Origin of the sequence: Gottfriedia luciferensis (assembly GCF_001712755.1) — a bacterium.
Lineage (GTDB): Bacteria > Bacillota > Bacilli > Bacillales > Bacillaceae_G > Gottfriedia > Gottfriedia luciferensis_B.
The window spans coordinates 110,279-131,122 of the sequence record NZ_MDKC01000004.1 but is presented as its reverse complement, the minus strand read 5'-3'; the positions used below and the strand labels follow the sequence as shown (position 1 = coordinate 131,122).

Annotated in this window: 15 protein-coding genes and 1 pseudogene; all 16 read right to left on the bottom strand. The window is 34.5% G+C overall.

Annotated features, from left to right (window positions below; genetic code table 11):
* Positions 1 to 4: 4 nt before the first annotated feature.
* The 16 genes and pseudogenes from BED47_RS06140 to BED47_RS06060 all read right to left on the bottom strand — a co-directional run bounded on the left by BED47_RS06140 (position 5) and on the right by BED47_RS06060 (position 20,472).
* On the bottom strand, positions 5 to 838 hold the full coding sequence (locus BED47_RS06140) for a DMT family transporter (RefSeq protein WP_069032891.1): 834 nt from the start codon (positions 836 to 838) through the stop codon (positions 5 to 7).
* A gap of 25 nt (positions 839 to 863) precedes the next feature.
* Positions 864 to 2,165 (bottom strand): amidohydrolase, encoded by a 1,302-nt coding sequence (locus BED47_RS06135; protein WP_084006795.1) that lies wholly within the window; start codon positions 2,163 to 2,165, stop codon positions 864 to 866.
* A gap of 247 nt (positions 2,166 to 2,412) precedes the next feature.
* A complete protein-coding gene (locus BED47_RS06130) occupies positions 2,413 to 3,576 on the bottom strand; it encodes an ABC transporter permease (protein WP_286143885.1) in 1,164 nt (387 codons plus the stop codon).
* Positions 3,542 to 4,261, bottom strand: a complete 720-nt coding sequence (locus BED47_RS06125) for an ABC transporter ATP-binding protein (protein WP_069032889.1) — start codon at positions 4,259 to 4,261, stop codon at positions 3,542 to 3,544. The genes BED47_RS06130 and BED47_RS06125 overlap by 35 nt, the downstream gene beginning before the upstream one ends.
* Positions 4,261 to 5,493: an efflux RND transporter periplasmic adaptor subunit gene (locus tag BED47_RS06120; RefSeq protein ID WP_069032888.1), complete on the bottom strand. Its 1,233-nt coding sequence runs from the start codon at positions 5,491 to 5,493 to the stop codon at positions 4,261 to 4,263. The genes BED47_RS06125 and BED47_RS06120 overlap by 1 nt, the downstream gene beginning before the upstream one ends.
* Before the next feature lie 584 nt (positions 5,494 to 6,077).
* Complete coding sequence (locus tag BED47_RS06115) at positions 6,078 to 6,464, bottom strand: hypothetical protein (RefSeq protein ID WP_069032887.1); 387 nt, start codon at positions 6,462 to 6,464, stop codon at positions 6,078 to 6,080.
* Between the two features lie 273 nt (positions 6,465 to 6,737).
* Positions 6,738 to 7,640 carry a LysR family transcriptional regulator gene (locus BED47_RS06105; RefSeq protein ID WP_069032885.1) on the bottom strand — a complete coding sequence of 301 codons (903 nt, stop codon included), beginning with the start codon at positions 7,638 to 7,640 and terminating at the stop codon, positions 6,738 to 6,740.
* 300 nt (positions 7,641 to 7,940) lie between these two features.
* Positions 7,941 to 12,164 (bottom strand): S8 family serine peptidase, encoded by a 4,224-nt coding sequence (locus BED47_RS06100; protein WP_084006794.1) that lies wholly within the window; start codon positions 12,162 to 12,164, stop codon positions 7,941 to 7,943.
* Positions 12,165 to 12,754: 590 nt separating this feature from the next.
* Positions 12,755 to 13,348: a DoxX family membrane protein gene (locus BED47_RS06095; RefSeq protein ID WP_069032884.1), complete on the bottom strand. Its 594-nt coding sequence runs from the start codon at positions 13,346 to 13,348 to the stop codon at positions 12,755 to 12,757.
* Positions 13,349 to 13,436: 88 nt separating this feature from the next.
* Positions 13,437 to 13,874 (bottom strand): universal stress protein, encoded by a 438-nt coding sequence (locus BED47_RS06090; RefSeq protein WP_069032883.1) that lies wholly within the window; start codon positions 13,872 to 13,874, stop codon positions 13,437 to 13,439.
* A 309-nt stretch (positions 13,875 to 14,183) separates the two neighbouring features.
* Positions 14,184 to 14,606 carry a universal stress protein gene (locus BED47_RS06085; RefSeq protein ID WP_069032882.1) on the bottom strand — a complete coding sequence of 141 codons (423 nt, stop codon included), beginning with the start codon at positions 14,604 to 14,606 and terminating at the stop codon, positions 14,184 to 14,186.
* A 249-nt stretch (positions 14,607 to 14,855) separates the two neighbouring features.
* A pseudogene (locus BED47_RS06080) lies at positions 14,856 to 15,131 on the bottom strand (stage V sporulation protein R); the annotation flags it as partial.
* A gap of 182 nt (positions 15,132 to 15,313) precedes the next feature.
* On the bottom strand, positions 15,314 to 16,282 hold the full coding sequence (locus BED47_RS06075) for a carbohydrate kinase family protein (RefSeq protein ID WP_069032880.1): 969 nt from the start codon (positions 16,280 to 16,282) through the stop codon (positions 15,314 to 15,316).
* Positions 16,283 to 16,353: 71 nt separating this feature from the next.
* The gene (locus BED47_RS06070; protein ID WP_069032879.1) at positions 16,354 to 17,829 is read right to left on the bottom strand and encodes a glycoside hydrolase family 32 protein; all 1,476 of its coding nucleotides are present in this window, start codon (positions 17,827 to 17,829) and stop codon (positions 16,354 to 16,356) included.
* A 63-nt stretch (positions 17,830 to 17,892) separates the two neighbouring features.
* Entirely contained in the window at positions 17,893 to 19,350 is a 1,458-nt protein-coding gene (locus BED47_RS06065) for a sucrose-specific PTS transporter subunit IIBC (RefSeq protein WP_069032878.1), read from the bottom strand.
* Positions 19,351 to 19,479: 129 nt separating this feature from the next.
* Positions 19,480 to 20,472, bottom strand: coding sequence for a LacI family DNA-binding transcriptional regulator (locus BED47_RS06060; RefSeq protein WP_254664556.1), 993 nt, complete (start codon positions 20,470 to 20,472; stop codon positions 19,480 to 19,482).
* Positions 20,473 to 20,844 lie beyond the last annotated feature (372 nt).

Genomic DNA, 20,844 nt, shown 5'->3' with positions numbered 1-20,844 from the left:
TCCACTACTCTAAAATAAATAAAATTCCTAAAATGGTAATGCAACAGGCAATCAACTTAGCTGCTGTAATTTTTTCTTTATAATAAATTCTTGCTAAAAACAATGCAAATATTGGTGAAGTATAGGCTAAAGCTACAACTAGCGTTCCATTGGCAATCTTTAAGGCTGCAAACAATGCAATCCATTGGGTAATCGCAAGCACCCCACGAATCGAAAGGTGCATATTCAGTTTAGGATACCAAATTTTCGGACGATGGATTAAATAGATTATTAGGGCAATCCCACTCGCTCTGAAAAAATAAAGTGTAGGGGCATTTATCCATTGATGAACGAGCAATTGTTGTGTAGGAACCATGCTGAGTCCAGCAGAAACTGCAGCTGCAACCCCTAATAAATTCCCAGGTTTTTTTATTTCTACTAATGGAGATAACAAGTTTTTACCTCGTACGTTCAGAAAATATACACCAAGGACAATGAGCAAGACCGGAATTAAAATATGTATATCGAATCCGTGCAAAATGCTATTTGGAATAAACGTGAATAATGGAGTTAACGCAGTATACACTGCTAGTTGAGATACTTCTATTCGTCCAAGTGCTAAGAAAAATGATACATTAGACAATGCATCTAAAATAATCACAATGATTAATAAACCGATTGTAGCTGGAGTAACAGTAAAGGAATAATACCAAGGCATTACGCAGCCTAATATAATGGTGACCACTAGAAATGATGTTACTATAAAGCTATTATTATCCTTCATTTGCATGGTAATTTTTTTTGCATACAACGCATTTACTGCATTCAAAAAAGAACTGATTAATGCAAGAAAAAACATATTCCTTTCTCCTCTCTCTAGTTGATTATCTGGCTAAATGTACAAGTAAGTTTCCATAAACTTCAACTGCATACGCAATTGTTTTTTCATTAAAGTCGAATGCACAATTATGATGACCCGCTGCCAATTCAGTTCCAAATAATAGGTAAGTAGCCATTCCACCATTCTTTTGAACCTCTTTCATCATATAAGTTACATCTTCAGAAGCAAGAAAAGGCTGAGAAAGAACAATCTCACTAGTTTGTTTAACATTTGAACCTATATCGTATACAAGATTTGCAAGGTCAGCGTCACAGTCTGCGATAATCGAACGTCCTACTACTTCGGTATGTTCCTTAATCCCATATAACTGAGCAACTGATTGGATGATCCGCAATGATTCATTCTGCATATATTGATCAACCTCATTGGTCGTTCCTCTAGTTTCAAATTTTAGCTTAGCATGTGCTGGAATAATGTTTCGACCTTCTCCACCTTGAATCACTCCAACATTTATTCTTGAATCCCCTAATCCATGCCGTGAGATTGCATACAATTGCAATGTAATAGTAGATGCCGCAAGTAATGCATTTCTACCTTCATGTGGTGCTAATGCAGCATGGGCCTGCACACCTTCCAGTTCTAAATCAAACTTGGTTGACGCGAAAAAATCTGTTACGCTACAGACAAGTTGATTCTGTTTAGTTGCCGTAACTCCAATATGGCCACTAAAGAAATAATCAACATCTTCAAAGACTCCCGCGTCAACCATCGCTCTCGCACCACGTGCACCTTCTTCAGCCGGTTGAAATATAAGTTTGATTTTTCCTGATAGCTTCTCTTTCATTTTTGAAATCAATTGTGCCATTCCTAACCCAATTGCAATATGACCATCGTGTCCACAGGCATGCATATAGCCTTCTACTTTCGAACAAAAATTTTGATTCGTTGGAACATGATCTGATCCTTTATCCTCAGATATTTCCAATGCATCGATATCAAATCGGAAGGCAAGTATTGGACCAATACGCCCTGTATCCAAAATGCCAACTACACCAGTTAACCCGTCTTCCATTTTCTCAATCCAATATGAATTTGCCCCAAACGACAATGCCCGCTCTTTTGCTTCTTGAATCGTTTTTCCATCTGGGACACCCATTCTCGATTCAGGTACAATTATTTCCCTTCCTACTTTCACTTCAAATCCCAATTCAGATAAGAAATCTGCTATGAGAGATGAGGTTCGGAATTCTGTCCATCCTATCTCAGGAAAACAGTGGAGATCACGCCTAATATTGATTAAACTTCCTTTCATATTATCAACTAATTCTGATATTAATTCTTCCACGTCGTTTACCTCCTCATTGAATTATTAATTAAACAACAAGCTTCTCATTATTTACGGTTGAATTTTGGTTACGACCATAATTATAGACTATTCTGATATTTTTGAATAGAAACCTAAAATACTATTTTATTAGATAATCAACTTAATAAAATCTTTTTTATATAATCATAAAGAAGGATTTTCTTTTTTAAACAAAAAAGAGGTGCCCCTTAAAAGATTTACTTTTGGGACAACCACTTTATTCTTTTTATTCATATCTAAGCGCTTGAATAGGATCAAGCTTTGATGCCTTATTTGCTGGAAAAACACCAAATACAATTCCAACTAATAAAGAAAATACAAACGATAACAACATAACCGGAACAGAATATGCAATTGCTGTTCCTGTCATTATAGTAAATATTTTGGCACTTATTACACCTATTACAACGCCTATAATTCCACCAAGTGAACTTAATACCATTGATTCAATGAGAAATTGAAGTAGAATACTTCCGCGCTTTGCGCCAATTGCTTTTCTTATACCGATTTCTTTTGTACGTTCAGAAACCGATACAAGCATAATATTCATTATACCAATACCACCAACAATAAGTGAGATTGCAGCACTTCCGCCTAGCATTAATGTCATCGTTTTATTAACGGATGAAGCAGTTTCCATTAAATCCTCTGGACTCGAAACGCTATAGCTATCTTCATCTCCAATAATCGTAAACATCTTTTGTTCAATTCTACGTAATGTAAAATTAATCATATTTTCATTTTCTACTTTTACATAGACAGATCCAATTGAAGTAGTAGATGCCAAGCGCTGAGCTGTACTAAGCGGAACAAAAATCGTACTGTCCCCACTTGAACCTAATGAACTACCAACTGATTGAAGTACCCCAACAACTCTAAATGATGTTCCATTTACTTTAACGTATTGACCAACTGGATTTCCAAAACCGAATAATGTTCGTGCTGTGCTTGAACCTAGTACTGCTATTTTTGAGTGATTATCATTATCCAAATCTGCAATAAATCGCCCTGATTGCAGCTCCAAATCACGAACTTTTAAATAAGGTGAAGTTGTTCCTGTCACTGACACTTGTGCGTTCGTTTGTCCGTTTTTTACAGTTACTCTTCCAGAAACAGTTGGAGCTATTGCTTCTACACCACTAACGTCCTTAAGTTGATTAGCATCATCTTCTTTAAATGTTACATCTGAGCCTGTCACACTTACTGTTAATACATTTGTACCTAAGCTTCCTATTTGATCTTGCACTTCTTTCGTTGATCCCTGTCCAATCGCAACCATCACAATAACGGAGGATACACCGATAATAATACCTAGCATCGTTAGGAACGCTCTTACTTTATTTCCTTTAATGCTCTTAAGCGCCATTCTCAGTGTCTGCAAACCATTCACCACCATTCTCGTATAGCTGGCCATCATGTATTCGAACAACACGATTTGCCTGTTTTGCAACATCTAAATCATGTGTAATTAGAATAATCGTATGTCCTTGCTCATTTAACAAATTCATAATCTCCAAAATTTCCTTACTTGTTTTACTATCAAGAGCACCAGTCGGTTCATCTGCTAGTAAAATAGGAGGGCTTCCAGCAAGGGCACGCGCGATTGCGACACGCTGCTGCTGCCCCCCTGATAATTGTGTAGGTAAATGATTCGCTCGATCGACTAATCCTACTTTTTTTAACGCCGAAAGAGCAATTTCTCTTCTTTCAGCCGTCTTCATCCCTCTATAAATAAGAGGAAGTTCTACATTTTCTACTGCAGTTAACTTTGGTATAAGATTAAAATTTTGAAAAATAAATCCAATTTTTTCATTCCGTATAGTCGCTAGTTGTGAGCTCTTCATTTGCCCTACATCTTCATTATCAATCAAATATCTCCCAGAATCTGGACGGTCTAAGCATCCGATCATGTTCATAAATGTTGACTTCCCCGAACCTGATGGACCGATCACTGAAATAAAATCACCCTTTTGGATATCAAGAGATACACTCTGAAGAGCCATTACCGTTTCTCCGCCAAGTTCATACATTTTCGTCATGTTTTTAATTTGAATAATCGGCTCAAAGTTAGTCATCATTTACCTCCTTGTCCGCCACCATTTTGATTTCTTTCAAAATTTCTTCCTCCGAAACCACCGCCAGAGAAGCCACCACCTTGGAATCCTCCACCTTGCATCATAAATCCACCAGAATTACTTCTAGATTGAACGCTCGGAATTTCAATAGACTCTCCTTCACTTAATCCACTTGTAATTTCTACATTCGTATCATTTGAAATACCAGTTTTTACTGTAACTTTCTTTGTAGATTGTCCAGAATCATCTGTAGATGAAGGTACTAGTACATATTTTTCATTTCCATTTTTATACACTGCTTCTACTGGAACATATAGCGCGTCTGCTTTACTTTGTATTAAAATACTTGCTTCCGTTGACATACCAATTTTCAAACCTTTTGGATTTTTAATTTTTACAGTTACATCAAATGTCGAAACGCCATTTGTCGATGTACCTTCATTTGCTACTTTCGTTACAATCCCATCGAATGTTTCACCTTCAAAAGCACTTGCTGTTATTTTTACTGATTGTCCAACTTTTACCTTAGTGATATCTAATTCATCAACACTGATTGTTGTTTCCAAAGAACTGTAATTTGTTATATGCGCCACTGTCGTAGAACTTTGTACAGAATCTCCACTATTAACAGCAAGACTAGTAATCGTACCAGCAACTGGTGCTTGTAAAATACTACCATCTGTAAATTTCACAAGTGTTGCACCTGCTTTTACAACTGAACCTTCCTTCACATTTACAGTATCCGCTATTAAACTACTACCTCCAGTATTTCCCGTACTAGAATTATTTGAGGAACTGCCACTATCTTCTCTTGTAATTGGTAATGTAACTCCATCTTCATCTTCCATACGAATTAGTACTTTTCCTTGCGATGCTCCGCTACCGCTACTTACATAAACCTTTGTAATTTCTCCATCTTTTGGAGCCGTAACCACATCACCATTTTTAAAAGTCACAAGTGTATCACCTTTACCCACTGATTCTCCAGATGAAACACTAACACTATCCACAACAAGAATTGTATTTGCCGCAGTAACATCTTCGTCAGTATTTGCAGTTACCGAACCCGATCCAGTAACAGCTACTTCTAACTTTCCTTTTTGTGCCGTAATTGTTTGTGCTGTAGCCATCACGTTTTGGGCTTGATTTGCTTGACTCTTACTATATATAAACCAACCACTTCCTCCTCCAACAGCAACAACAATAACTGAAATAATAACCCACTTTTTCAATTTTCTTTTCTCCTCTCCAACATTGAGATTGATCTGAATATATACCCGATTATTCTTCATTGAGGTACATACGTTTTCGGAATTTCACATATCCTTAAGAACCTCTACTATCTTGTAACCATTTTAAGAAAATCAGGACTTTTCTTTCGTTTATACACCAAACTTACTCTACTATTGGTCGTTTGCATTAGAGCTTGTTTTATCTATTTTTTTACTCCTCCTAATTTCTTTTGATAAGCTCATTTTGGATTGTGTACCTTAAATTTCCCTTAACAAAAATCAATGCTTTTTAATGGGGAGAGGATATAAGTCGTATTGAAAGCAATGAAAACTGTTAATTTACGCATAAATAAATAACCACCTTCTATGTTTTTGAAAGAGAACACATTCTGTCTTTAGTTCTCTATTTTATGATTTAGACCGAGGGTTAGAAAGTATATTAATATAATAAAAATAATTTTAATTTAATTACTTATTTAAAAGATTAATTTTTAAAAAGAGAATATACAAAAAAGGCATTGCTCTTGAGCAACGCCTTTTTCACATACTATCATCCTTTAACAATTAGCATGTTATTTTAATTTCTATCTAAAAAAAATTTTAAATACATTCTTTATAATAGCTTTTAATAGCTCCATCTTCTCTTTTGAATCTATGACTTCAAATGGAACATATATTTCATGCTTTTTAAGGAGGAAATTTCTCATTTCTTTAATTTCAAAATTTAAAATTTGTTGTACTTCTTTTTGAATAGACTTCCCTCTACTAGATTCTGGATTTCCTGGATCTACATGCAGAATTAAGCAATGGTATTTTTTTTCTCCATCTAGAGTCGCAAATTTAGTAGACGCGCCACTAAAGGTAATAGGTTTATACCCTAACGACAGACTCTTTGCCGCCATTGTACATTTCATTGGACCTAAACCGTTTAAATATTTATGAAGTTCACTAAAAACGATTAATTCATTCATTCTTATTTTTCTCCTTCTAAACTGTTAATCTCTAAATAATCTCCTTCTTGAACTAAAGTATAAGAAACCACAAGTTGATCTCGTACATTTTTCCATACCCTATCAGTCACTTTAAATTCCTTACTTTGTCGCTGGAATAGATATATTTCTTCATGCATTACGAGTTCTTTAGTAAAGTAGTTTCGTATAAATAATAAATACATTATCCCTTACCGACACAGGCGTCCTTGTCTCATGCCAAAAAAGCGGATGAATCATATCACCCACTTTACATTATGAATTTAGTTCTTCCTTCAATCTCGATATATAGTCTTTTATCATTCTTGAACAATCCCTATTACTAGACATAATCCATACATATTGAAGATTTACAGCATCATAATCTACAATATCCAACATTATAATGTCATCATTCAAATTGTAATTTACCCCGTTGAAGGCTGGAACAAATGATACGCCTAAGTTTTCTTCGATCGCTTTTTTTAATGTATCAGTATTCGTAGTGGTAAATAACTCATTCATTTTGCCAAACTCCCTATAGAAAAGTTTTTTAAACCAATGAATGAATTCTCCATCATAAGTAATTAGTGTTTCGTTTATAATTTGTTGTGGTGTAACAAATGATTTTTCCGCTAATGGAGAGTTTTTATTTACCATTAATTTCATTTTTGCTTCAAATAAATTATGGTAAACTAGGCGATCATCATCTTCTAGTAAATGCTTAATAAATGGCAAAACACCGATATCACTTCGATCTTCTAAAATATCTTCAATAATATCTTGACCAGGCTTTTGAAAAATCTCGATAGTAATTTTAGGATAATCATCTCTAATAGTTGATATTGGGTTTAAAAGTACGGCAAAAAAACCTGGAGTCGTAGATATTTTCAATTTATCGTTTACTTTATTATTAATTAACTGTGCTTTTTCAATTAGTTCTTGATATTTACTAAATACCTCTATCGCAATCGAAACAAGCTCTTCTCCATCATGCGTAAGTATGGCACTATGGCCTCTACCTCTGGAACGCTCGAACAATTTGACATTTAATTTCTTTTCGATACTATCAATCGATTGACTAATAGCGGATTGACTCACAAAGAGATTTTGTGAAGCAATCGAGAAGGATCCCGTTTTGGCGACTTCGACTAGATATTCCAATTTTTCGATGTTCATAATCTTCTCCTTCTAACAACGTTATTAGTATACTACAAACTATATTTTCTTTATTATTTTTTTTACAATTATTTTAAATATAATGAAAAGCCTGTTCTCAAGTATTGAGAACAGACTTACAGTGTGAAGACAAATTCTGAATTTTTTTCCAGAGCTTTCTAATTTGTAATCTCAATTGACTTTTAACTGATTCTAAATTAACACCTTTATACTTTTTAACTGCTATAGATAGTGCTACAACCTGAATATTAAAAAATGGAGTAACCTGAACAGCAGAAGCTATCCAGGTTACCAATTAAATTAATTATCTAGACCTAATTGTTTAATAATGCTTTCTAACGTTTGACCTTTGTACGTTTTCTTAGCTTTTGGATTTGGATTTGGATTTGTTGGGTTACCAAGTCCGTAGTTGTAGTACACATAAGCAAAGTCATTAACGTCAACTGTTCCGTCGCCGTTAATATCTGCACTACGTTTATTTGTTCCCCAATACGTTTGGATCGCCAGTGCGTCCATTATGTCGATTACATTATCTTTATTAACGTCTCCTGCTGTAGCTGTATAAACATCTGAACCAATGTAACCAGATACACCATACTCTTCACCATCTAAATTTCCGTACATTCCATGGAAATCAGTGTATGTTGTAAAGTGTCCAGGGACATCAAACACAATTGACATATCATCATGAGTAATTGGTAAACCATTTACATAGAACTGACCATTCTTAGCGATTGTGCCATTATACGTTTTTCCATCTTTATCTTGAACGTACGCTTTTATTCCTGCTGTTGTATAATCTTTAGTTGTAGTACTATCGAACTGACCATTCTTAAATAATCCTTGAGCATATACATAACCACCTAAAGCAGCGAACTTCGGTAAAATCACGATTCTAGGGAATGTTCCCCAAGGTTGAGTTACACCACCATTAACGTCTGTGATTTTTGTAGAATTAAGAAGTAAACTTGAACCTAGAGTAGGTTTTTGAATATCTTGAATTTTAACTGCTACATCAACCATTGGGATGTCACCTGTTACTTCTTTAGAACCATCAAACGTAACTGTTGCTTTTACTGTAACTACTGGACCATTAACAGTATTAGCAGTAGTATTTGTTGTTGTTAAAACTCCACCTAAAGCCTCAGCTGCAGGATTTAATTTAACGCTTTCAATGCTTGTATCAACCGAATTAGCAGAAAAAGTATAAACAGCTGATTTTACTTTTGTTACATTATAAGCAGTTAGTGTAGTTGATCTTGTATCTCCAACATGTGTAATCATTTGTTTATGTCTAGTAGGACCTTGTGGCATACCATATACATATGAATACGTATCTTCAACAAGGTAGTACATTTCTTGAGCATTTGCATTCGTTCCTTGGTCGCCTCCAACGAATAGCACCTGTGTAATCGGTGAGTTTGTCTGAACTGCAACGCTGTCTGACCCGTTTCCGTTTTCATCTAATGTTAGTTTTCCATTGATTGAATTGCTGTTCCAAGCATAAGGGATACCTACTGTACCTTGATTAATGTTGATACCAGCTGCTCTCATTTGATCAACCATTTGATCATGGATAGAAGCTGTAACAGGAATTGATGTTGTACCTTTCTTGTATTCAACGAAAGGACTTCCTTCTTTTTCCCCTTGTACTTTCATTTCAAACTTATCAGGAGCAGTATTATCAATGAACAGATCTTGGGCATTCACAAATTCTTGACCATCATCATTTACACCAACAAGTTTTAGTTTGTAATGACCTTCTCTTGGTAATGTTGCAACTTTGTTGATCGTTTTGTGTTCTTTATCAGCAAACGGATAGATAAACCCTGAGAACGGAACGAAGAAATATGTTTTACCTTCTTGGTAACCCATTCCATCAAACGTATTTGCAATACCTAAATCTTCACCTGTTTTTGCATCTGAAAGAACTACTTTTACATATCTCATGTGAGAATTCAGTGTCATTGTTGCAGATAAAGATGGACTCATAATCGGACTCGTTAATTGATTTCGGTCATTCGTGAGTGAGTTACGAGAAAGAGTAAAGTCTTTAATTCCTTCTTCAACGAAATGAACTCCGAATGGAACACGATATGTTTCAGTTGAGTCGTTATGGTTTGTGTAAGTTACATAACCTTCATAGATACCCTTTTCAGCAGCTTTCGGAATTGTTAAAATTGCATTCTTAGTCACTTTGCCATATGCAGGTACTTTGAATGAAGGATCTAAGGAAACTGATACACCGTTTTTCACTGCGTCTTTTGAACCTCTTACATCTGTTTGATACGTAACTTTCACATCAAACGTTTTTGGTGTAAGGCTATTGTTCTCGATTGTCATTGCACGAGTGTTCACTAAATCTTTGCCAGTGTATGCTACATTACCGAAACTTAATGCACTTGTTGTTTCTTTGATATATTGTGTTTCTCCGTTAATCACGATTGGCGTTTTATCTTTTACTTTGATTTCTACAGAAGAATGTAAAGCTCGGTACGGGTCAACTCGTCCTGCACCAACTTCGTAAACAGAGTAAGTGTTACTTAATGGATCAGCTGTATTCATTAGTAAAGCTTTGATATCTTCTGGTTGTAGATTGTGGTTCTCTTGTTTTAATAATGCAGCGACACCTGCTACAAACGGAGTTGCCATTGATGTTCCTGACATATGATCATATGCATGGGTATAATCAGTCGGATTAGTTGGACTATGAACATATCCAGGAACAGTTGATAACACACTTACACCTGGTGCAGTGACTTCTGGTTTAATATCATAAGTTACTCGAGATGGTCCACGTGAACTGAATGATGCTAACTCATCACCTTTTGTTGTAATTGAACTTAAATCGCTAAAAGTGAATGTTGTTTTACCACTTGCGATTTGTTGTTTTAATGCAGTGCCATCTGCCATTGTTAAGTTAAATGAAGGGATGAAGTCTTGACCTTCTGCTAAATAGAAAGGCATTACACCATCAACGTTGTTGTACACAAGTATTGCAGCAGCGCCACGTAGTTTTGCTTGTAAAATTTTATCATTAATTGTATTTGAACCACGTTGAACTAATACCACTTTTCCATCTACTCGAGTATTTGCACCCCAGTAATCCCAAGATTGGCCTAAATTCACGTTTACTATTGGGAATGATTTAGATTTTAAGCTATTTAAATCATCGTCAAATCCTTTTGCTAATAACTGCATTCCATAGCTCGCAGTATCGTCGTTACCTTTCATTGTTGGGATCGTTGTTGGCACATCACTTGCACCAACTGATAATGCTAAAGCAGCATTCCCAGGATTTCCTACAGTGTACATTGCATCTCCAGAGTTACCTGCAGCAACAATAGATGTTACACCGCTTAGTACTGCATAGTTAAGTGCGATACTTTCAGGGCTTAATGGATCATTGTAAGGTGCACCTAATGATAGATTGATAACATCCATTCCATCTGTAATAGCTCTATCGATACCAGCAATGATATCATCCGTTGTTCCTGAACCACCTGGACCAAGTACACGATATGAATAAATACTCGCGTCGGGAGCAACACCTGTCGTTGAATAGTTACTGTCAGCTTTTCCACGACCTCCGATTGTACCAGCTACGTGGGTACCATGTTCAGTGTAGTAAGATTCAGCACCACCACCATTGATACTTGGTTTGCCAGCTTTTACCCAATCAGCATAAGTTGTTTCCATTGGGTCATTATCATTGTTAACGAAATCATAACCGCCTTTGTAAGCGTCTTTTAAGTCTGGGTGGTTATAGTCAATCCCTGTATCAAGAATACCTACTTTAATTCCTGCACCAGTGAAACCTTCTTTGTGTAATTGGTCAATTTTAAGATAAGAACGTTCTGCTGCCATTCCATGTGTATCTACTCCAGTAGAAGCGGTTTTTGTATCTGCTCCAGAAGCGATTTGTGAATCAGGCACTTTAGGATCATTTAATTGAATAGTTTGGTTACTATAGATTGCTTTAACTGCTCCTGATTTTACTAACTCTTTTAGTTTGTTTGCAGGAACTTGTAGTGATACACCATTGAATCCAGTTTTGAATGTACGATTGACTCTGTACGTTCCATCTGACTTTGTTTGGAATGCATTGTCTAAATCAGTTTCAAATGTTGCATGATCTGAATCTACATCACTTTGTGCTGTTGTAGAAGATAGAGATTGTCCGTTTGCTGCTGCTTCAAGTAAAGCAACTTTCTTCGGTTTGCTTTTGAACTCTACGATAACTGACACAGGTTTTGAACTATCTAAATTCACGTCGTCAGATAACTGAAGTCCTTGTGCATTGAACTTATCAATATTCTCAAGAGCTTGACGTTGTTCTGCAGTTAGATTCAATTTGCTTTCTTCGTTAGTGTTAGCGTCACTATTAGTGGTTGTGTTAAGTTTTGCTACAGCTTCATCTAATTTTGTTGGGCTTTGTGCAAATACGTTAACCATTTGTGATTGTGAAAATACGATACTAGTAGTTAGCGCGCCAACTAGTAATTTAGTTTGCTTTCTCTTCATTCCCCAGTTCTCCCCATTTATTTAATTTTTTTGTAAGAAGACTAATTGCTATAACTCTTTCGTTACGAACCAACACTTTCCGATGGATTAGCTTGGTTCGTATAAACGATATATCTTTCATAAATACCTGGATAGGTTAATGACATCCATATTAAAAATTGCTTTTTCGATTCCCATTTATCCAGTCCTCCAGAAAACAAAATATAATATTTTGATAGAATTTGATCAGGTTCAGATGTGTTCTAGCTGAAATTTACTGAACTGATAATCTATCAAATTTCGACCTCATTCGAGCTCCTTCCCCATTTACTATTATCAGTATACATTATCAGAATTTTCGAATATAATTAGAAATTTTGATAATAACGGTAAATTATAAGATTTTCTTATATTTCAGATGAAAAACTTATTTATTTATACAGAAAACTCGCCGATTGGTGAATACATAGGCGTTGTTTCACTTTAAATTCCTAAAATTGGAAAAATAAAAACCACCTAAAAATGAACTGCACCCCGATTGTTAGACACAGCTAACAATCAGGGTGCAGTTCATTACAGGTGGTTTTAGTCCTTTTCTGTTATCTCATTAATTACACTTTATTAATAACTTGTTTTGTTTCTTTTATATCCATTTTTTCCCATGGTGTTCCTAAAAACGGTAGTGTCCATCTATCTAATCCATACCATCCCGCAACTTTCCATCCTAATACTAACCAAGTAGCTAGAATAAACAAAAGGGGGTTAGTACTAAGCGTTCCAGCAAATAAATAGCTTACACTCATTAAACTACCAAAAAAAGCAGCAATTCCTGTTAGTAAACCTAAAATTAGTCCTAAACCTACAAGAACCTCACCATAAGCTATTAAATATGAAAAGAATTTTGCATTTGGTAATACTGTGTGCTTTAAAAAACTTGCATACCAACCCGTTACATCTGGATGAGGAACATTAGAATTAGCTTTAGCTAAAGCACCTTGAGTAAAGCCTTTTACTACAGCTCCAGCTTTTGCTCCAGTCCAAACATCTGAATTTATTTTATCCCATCCAGCTGAAAACCATTCGTACCCTAAGTAAATACGTATAACTAACCAAATCCAAGCAGATTTACTACTGTTAAATAAAAAATTAGAAACAGGATTATCAGAAACAACAACTTCATAGCTTCCAACATTTTTATTTTTCATTGCTTCTCGCCCTCCTGAGCGTTTTCTTATTTTATAATTTAGACATAGAAAAAAAGCACATCAAGTTTAATCAAATTTAAAAAGATTATTATTTAATGATAAATACTGGGCAATTCACCTTTTGTACTACATAATGACTGACACTGCCTAAAAACAACTCTTTTAAATTACTTAGACCACGACTACCCATCACAACAAGGTCAGCATTATTACTATTAATAAAATCCACAATCGTACAAGAAGGAATACCTTCCAAAACGAATGTTTCTGTACGATTAGGAAGTTCTTCCAGCTTTTTATTTACTTCATTAAGTGCTATTTTCGCTATCTCATATTCTGTTTGGCGTATCTCGTCTATATTCAACGTACCGTAATTAGTAACATCAACAGGTACATGAAATACTGTGATGACATTCAATTCGATACTTTTATTTTGTTTTGCTAATGTGATAGCCCTGTCCAATGCTTTTTTGCTTAATTCAGAATTATCATATGGAACTACTATTCTTGAACATACATTTAACATCCTTTTCTTCCTCCTAAATATATTATCTAAACACTTCGATATAGTCCCAATAGGATCATATAATTTAGATGTATTCACTAAAACTACATTAGATTTGTAAAAGTAGTTCGATTCTTAATATACTTAAATTCTAAAGAACAGTTTTAATAGGTATTAAATTGACCTATATAGAAATAATTTTTGAGGGAAAAGTTAGTACAAAAATGTTTAAAAATCCTAATATGTAAAAATTATCAGCTTCAATTAGAATGATCTTTCTAGTAATTTCAAAATCTTTGTAAATACATACATAAATAAAATAGCACTCTATTATCTAACAATTAATACTGGGCAAGTAGCTTTTTGCAATACATAATGACTGACACTGCCTAGAAAAATTTCCTTTAATGTATTTAAGCCACGACTTCCCATCACAACAAGATCACCGCCTTCTTGCTTAACAAAATCCACAATCGTTTCAGCAGGGTTTCCTTCCAATACATATGTTTTTGACTTGTTTGGCAGTGAATTTAACTTTTTCTCAATTTCAATAAGTATTTCATTGGCTGCTAAGAGTTCTGCCTTACGCATCACACGATAGTAAGAAACGGTATATGGTATATCAATAACCATAATAACAACCAATTCGATCCTTTTATCCTGTTTTGCTATACTCATTGCCGTTTCTAGTGCCTTTTTACCTAATTCAGAATGATCATATGCAACTATCATTTTCGAGCATACAGATAACATATAGTTCACCTCTTTCCAATAAATCTTATTCTTGCTTTGAATTTAATATCACTTTGTAATTATAAATTTGAATGAATTTCATAATTTTATTAAGTGAAAATTTCATTAGATTGTTTGAAGATTTTAATATAGCAAAAAAATAAAAAACACCATTCTAATCGAATGATGTCTTTTGATTAATCTTATTAGTGAGACTTAAAGATTTTTATTCATTTAGCGCACTTATATATCCTTTTTTGTATTAAAGAATCAAATATACTTCCGATGAATATTCTTCCCATCATAACTAAACAACACAGACTTATTCTCAATGTTCTTCTCCAAATGTACCCCTCTACCCCACAACTGATGAATATACGGCATTACCTTCTCAACATCTAATTCCATATTTTCATAGGAATGCTTCAAATAAAGCTCCCCATTTTTTAAATAATCACCTTCTTGAACAACGATGTATGGGAATCCGCTATTAACCCTACTAACAACAAGTTGATTTCTTACATTTTCCCATGCCTTATCCGTAACTATAGGAAAATAAAAGTCGATTTTCATAAATTTGAAAATCGACTTTTTAATTTATTTGATTTGAAACATTACAATTATAATATTAAAAGAAATAATTTCATATATACAACTAAATTATTCCGTGAATATTAAAGTTAATAAGCATAATAATAGACCAGCAATTGCATTAATTAAACAATTTTTTATCCATTTATTAACTGAATAATTGTTTCACGATCTGGAAGGGAAGAAATTGCACCTTTACTTGTTGTTGTAAGAGCTCCACTGGCATTTGCAAATGCAAGGAATTCTTGATAGTTTTTCTCAAATAATTCCACTAAATTAACCTGAGTTGCTTTCTTCTCAAGCAATTTGAATAAAATCCCCCCAATAAAAGCATCACCTGCACCAGTTGTATCTTGTACTTCAACTTTGAATCCTTTTGATTCAAAGTTTTTATCTTTTAAGTAAAGCTCCGCACCCTTTGAACCTTTTGTATAAATAATAGCCTTTACCTCACCCCTAAATAAAGTAGAAATTGCTTCTTCTACATCTGTAATATCAGTTATGAATTCGAGTTCTTCATCAGAAATCTTTACAATATGACTCAGAGGAATAAAATCTAAAATAGTATTTTTACATGCCTCGGGGTTTTTCCAAAGAGGAAGACGTACATTTGGATCGAAGCTAACAATTCCACCTTTTGTAATAATTGATTTTATTGCTTTTAAATGAGCTCGCTTCATCGGACTTTCAACTAAATCAACGGAACAAAAATGAAGAATATCGTTTTTTGTAAACCATTCATCTTTAACTTCGTCCTCAGTTAGTAATAGATCGGCAGAAGGATTTCTGTAAAATGAAAAGTCACGATCACCGTTTTCCCGAAGGGAAACAAAAGCTAAGCCAGTATTAGCATCAGTAGTTCTTAAAACTTTATCTGTCTTGACGCCAACGGCCGATAATTGATCACATATAAAGTCACCAAAAGCATCTTCTCCTATTTTTGTAATCATGGACGCGCTGCCACCGTACTTAGCTACTGCTGCAGCGACATTTGCAGGTGCGCCACCAGGTGCACGCTCAAAAGAAGTAACATCCTTTAAAGGTCTACCTTTCTGTAAAGGAATAAAATCAATTAATACTTCACCGATTGAATATAGTTGTCCCACTTTTCCACCTCATCACTTTTAAAGTTTCTACTTTATCAGCATCAAATTTAACATATTAAAATTTTAAAAAGTTAATAATCCCATTTCACTGCTTGAAGTTTAACACTTCCACGTGATGCAAAGAAACGAATTCCAGTGCTTTCTCCTTTTGGGAAAATCCTGCTCGTGATTACTTCTTCACCATCATTTATGAAAATCTCAACTGAAGAAACATCGACAAACATATGAATCTTAATTTTATCTTGTTTTAATTCCTGACTACATTTCCTAATCGTTCCAAAAGGAGAATCAATGGTTTTTCCAGAAAAAGTACGATCGAGTATAACCTTTTTCTCTATAACATCATAGGTCAATACCGTTTTTTCTTTTTTACTTGTCCTAAATTCAATCCCAAATTCGGATGCATCTATATTTTTAAACTCACAAATCATCTCATATGATGTTCCTGTGAAACTATTTATCATCTTTAATTCACTATTAATAATATTTTTTGTTCTAGCTTCCTGTTTACGAAGTGACTCAAGCTCCTTCACTGGCTGTTGAATTAATTTCCCATTTTGTACTGACAATTCTCGAGGAATAGTTAAACAATGCGCCCATCCATTTTGATCTGTAGGATACTTAATTTCAGGTAAACCCATCCATCCTACTAAAAGACGACGCCCTGATGAATCAATTGTAGTTTGAGGTGCATAAAAATCAAATCCACGATCAAGCTCTATAAATTCTCCATGTTCCATAACTTTTTGCAGTAGATCTAATTTTTTACCTAACACATATCCAGACTGATAAATATTCTGATACTTGTCTCCTTCTGGTTCTATACCTTGAGGTGAAAAGATGAGTACTCCTTGATTTTGTAATTCGAAGTAATCAGGGCACTCCCACATGTATCCAAATGAATCCATTTTTGTCCTAATTTCCCCTTCAAATGTCCATTTAAACAAATCTGGTGAACTATATAAAACTACACAGCCAGTTTTATTACTTCTTTGTGCTCCAATTATTGCATAAAACAATTCTCCTACCTTCCATACTTTTGGATCACGAAAATGATCTGTGTATCCATGTGGTACGTCAGAGATTACAGGGGTATCTAGTTTTGTAATCCCCCCCCTTTTACCCATTATAGCAATGCATTGAAAAGGATGTCTTACCCAATGTTCATCACGTGTATTTCCTGTATATAATAAATACAGATTATTCTTATGTTCTATGGCTGACCCTGAGTATGCTCCATGACTATCGTAGTATTTATTCGGCTTTACTCCAATTCCATCGTTTTCCCAATGTACAAGGTCCTTTGATTTAACATGATACCAATATTTTAACCCATGCACAGGACCAAGTGGAAACCACTGATAAAACAGATGATATTCCCCATTAAAATACGAGAAACCATTCGGATCATTTAAAAGCCCTGTGTTTGGTTGAATATGAAAAGATTGCCTCCATGGACAATTATCTACTTTAGATTTTAGTACAGCCAATTCTTCATTACTAACTTCTTCTAACTGGCGGTAAAGTAGTTCTTTTGTCCACTCCATTTTTTTCACTCCTTTAAAATAATAGAAGGGAAAATTTAAATTCCCCCTCTTCTTTTGAAGCGCTTATGAATAAATTGCTTTTTCGGATGACATTTTAGTAGTAGTTATTCTTTCATCTCTTTTTGCTAGTACCAATGTTACAATAAATGCTATCGAAAAAGATATTACCATTCCAACAATATACGGAATAATGCTTGTAGGTTTTATCGAAATAATACCAGGGATACCAGCTGCTCCGAGCGCAACTGCTTTTACTTTATATAACGTTACAAATGAAGAACCAGCAGACGATCCAATTATTGCACCTATAAATGGATACCTTAATTTTAAATTAATTCCAAACATTGCAGGCTCAGTAATTCCTAAAAGTGCTGAGATACCACTAGCCGAGGCAGTACTTTTAACTTTTTTATCTCTTGTGGTAAGAAAAATGGCAATTGTTGCTGCACCCTGTGCTACATTAGACATTGCTGCAATTGGAAATATGAATGATCCTCCTGTTTTACCAATATCAGCTAATAATTGTGTTTCTACTGCAATAAAACTGTGATGCATTCCAGTTATAACTATTGGTGCATAGATAAGGCCAACTATGGCTCCACCAATAAATCCAGTTGTATCGTATAACCATATTAAACCATCCGTTAATAAGTTACCTGCTGTGCGTGTAAATGGTCCAACTACCGTGAAAGTTATAATACCTGTAATAAAAATAGTAAGTAATGGAGTTAATAGATTGTCTATTGCTGAAGGAATTACTCTTCGCAAGTTTATTTCTATTTTAGCAAGAATAAAAGATGAAACGAGAACTGGTAATATACTACCTTGATACCCTACCTTTTCAATCTCGAAACCAAAAATCTTCCATACCGGAATATCATTTTTTATTAATGCCGCACCATAACCGTATCCATTTAGTAAGTCCGGATGAACCATTAACATCCCAAGTACCGCACCTAGATAGGGATTTCCTCCAAAACGTTGCGTTGCTGAAAAACCAATTAATATTGGAAGGAATACGAATGCTGCATTAGCGAACGTATTAATAAGTGAAGCTAAATCTGCAAGTGCAGGATTAGCTTCCACCAATGACTTACCCTCAATAATTAAATTCTGTGCCGTCAACACATTGTTAATCCCCATTAGTAAGCCTCCAGCGACAATGGCTGGGATAATTGGAACAAAAATATCTGAAAGTATTTTCACAAAACGTTGAAGTATATTCATTTTCTTTGTACCAGCATCTTTTACATCTTTAGTTGACATTTCTGAAATGCCAGCTAACTTTGCAAGCTCTTTATATACTTCATTTACTATACCCGCACCAAATATTATTTGATACTGTCCACCCGTAGAAAACGTCCCTTTCACTTCTTCTAGTTCATCTAATTTTTTTTGATCAATAATTTCTTCATCTTTTAATACTAGTCTTAGACGTGTTGAACAATGAGCCGCGGCAGTTATGTTCTCTTTTCCACCTATTGCTTCGAATGTCTCTTCTGCAATCTTTTTAAAATCCATAATAAATACCTCCTTTTTTTCATTGGAACCGGTTCCGAAATACATTAAAAAAACACAACACCTGGTTTGATTCTCAAAAGGAACCGGTTTCAAAATAAATCATATTTTTTGGAACCGGTTTCAACTTGATTATAAAATATTAACAATTCGATTGTCAACGCTTTCTCTTTCGATTAATTTAAATTTCGAATGTGTAACTTTATTGACATCTTCCCCATTAACTAATTTAACTATATTCCTAGCGGCCACTTGACCTGCATCTTTATAAAAATACTTAATAGTGGTTAATCCTGGATGAATCACCTCTGTAACATCGTATCCACCAAATCCTGTAATTGATAAGTCTTCGGGAATCCTTAACCCTTTTAAAGATGCAGCTTTTAAAACTCCAAGCGCTATATTATCTGTTGCGCACACTATAATTGAAGGTTTATATTTTTCAATTATCAATGTGGCCTGTTTTAAAGCTTCCATCATGCTAAAACTTGTTTCATGGAATCTTACATTGCAATCTACTACCTCCTCTAAAGCTTTTTTAAATCCTTCTTTACGTCTAACACCTACAGCAATATCTTTTTCTGTAACACCTAGGAATGCAATGTTACGATGTCCCTTTAACAAAACATATTTACCCATCTCGTAACCAGATTCGTAATCTTGATGAATTAAACTATATATTTCGTGATGGAGTTGACCAACTAAGATGACAGGTATTTGTATTTTTTTAAACGCCTCTAAATGCGCATCTGTTATCTGTGTAGCCATCAAGATTATTCCAGCTACTTTTTGTCTTGCAAAGCCATAAATGCTTTCAAGCTCTCGGTCTAAATCCTGACTAGTATTTGATATAAGCATTTGACAATTTAAAGCCCTTAATTCCTCATCAATTCCAATTAATGTTTTAGCAGCCGCATATGAATCTAGACGAGGAATAACTGTGCCTATAATATTTGTTCTCTTTGCTTTGAGACTTTGTGCGAAAGTATTTGGAATATACCCAGTGTTTATAATAACATTTTCAATCTTTCTTTTTGTTTCTTCACTAACTGATCCTCCGTTAAGATAACGTGATACAGTGCTCTTAGCAACCCCAGCTAGTTTGGCAATATCAGAAATTGTCATTTCCTTCACTCCCATTAGTTGAATTTTTTCTCACAAGCATTTAACCTACCATTAGTAAATACAGAACAAACGTATGTGCTAAAAAAATTGTATTATATAATCTACTTTTTTTAAAGCTTAATTAATGCTCACAAATTAAAATCAAGTATCGTTAGCCAATCCAATTATAAGTGAAAATTTAGGAGATATGACAAACTTGTCTATTATCACAATTTATACAGCAGTAGCAAAAATTGAAAAATCTGTCGTGCTACAATTGTTTTAACTTGTTAAATATTAATTATTGCTATTCCCAAAAACACATACTTCCCCATTATTCTTTACCAATAAGCTTACTTACCAACGTTATTTTGCCCAATTAATTAGATTAAA

What these genes read in the sequence shown, in the direction of transcription:
- BED47_RS06140 (WP_069032891.1), bottom strand. Translation starts at nt 838, where the DNA reads ATGTTTTTTCTTGCATTAATCAGTTCTTTTTTGAATGCAGTAAATGCG.
- BED47_RS06125 (WP_069032889.1), bottom strand. Translation starts at nt 4,261, where the DNA reads ATGACTAACTTTGAGCCGATTATTCAAATTAAAAACATGACGAAAATG.
- BED47_RS06115 (WP_069032887.1), bottom strand. Translation starts at nt 6,464, where the DNA reads ATGAATGAATTAATCGTTTTTAGTGAACTTCATAAATATTTAAACGGT.
- BED47_RS06105 (WP_069032885.1), bottom strand. Translation starts at nt 7,640, where the DNA reads ATGAACATCGAAAAATTGGAATATCTAGTCGAAGTCGCCAAAACGGGA.
- BED47_RS06100 (WP_084006794.1), bottom strand. Translation starts at nt 12,164, where the DNA reads ATGAAGAGAAAGCAAACTAAATTACTAGTTGGCGCGCTAACTACTAGT.
- BED47_RS06095 (WP_069032884.1), bottom strand. Translation starts at nt 13,348, where the DNA reads ATGAAAAATAAAAATGTTGGAAGCTATGAAGTTGTTGTTTCTGATAAT.
- BED47_RS06090 (WP_069032883.1), bottom strand. Translation starts at nt 13,874, where the DNA reads ATGTTAAATGTATGTTCAAGAATAGTAGTTCCATATGATAATTCTGAA.
- BED47_RS06085 (WP_069032882.1), bottom strand. Translation starts at nt 14,606, where the DNA reads ATGTTATCTGTATGCTCGAAAATGATAGTTGCATATGATCATTCTGAA.
- BED47_RS06070 (WP_069032879.1), bottom strand. Translation starts at nt 17,829, where the DNA reads ATGGAGTGGACAAAAGAACTACTTTACCGCCAGTTAGAAGAAGTTAGT.
- BED47_RS06065 (WP_069032878.1), bottom strand. Translation starts at nt 19,350, where the DNA reads ATGGATTTTAAAAAGATTGCAGAAGAGACATTCGAAGCAATAGGTGGA.
- BED47_RS06060 (WP_254664556.1), bottom strand. Translation starts at nt 20,472, where the DNA reads ATGACAATTTCTGATATTGCCAAACTAGCTGGGGTTGCTAAGAGCACT.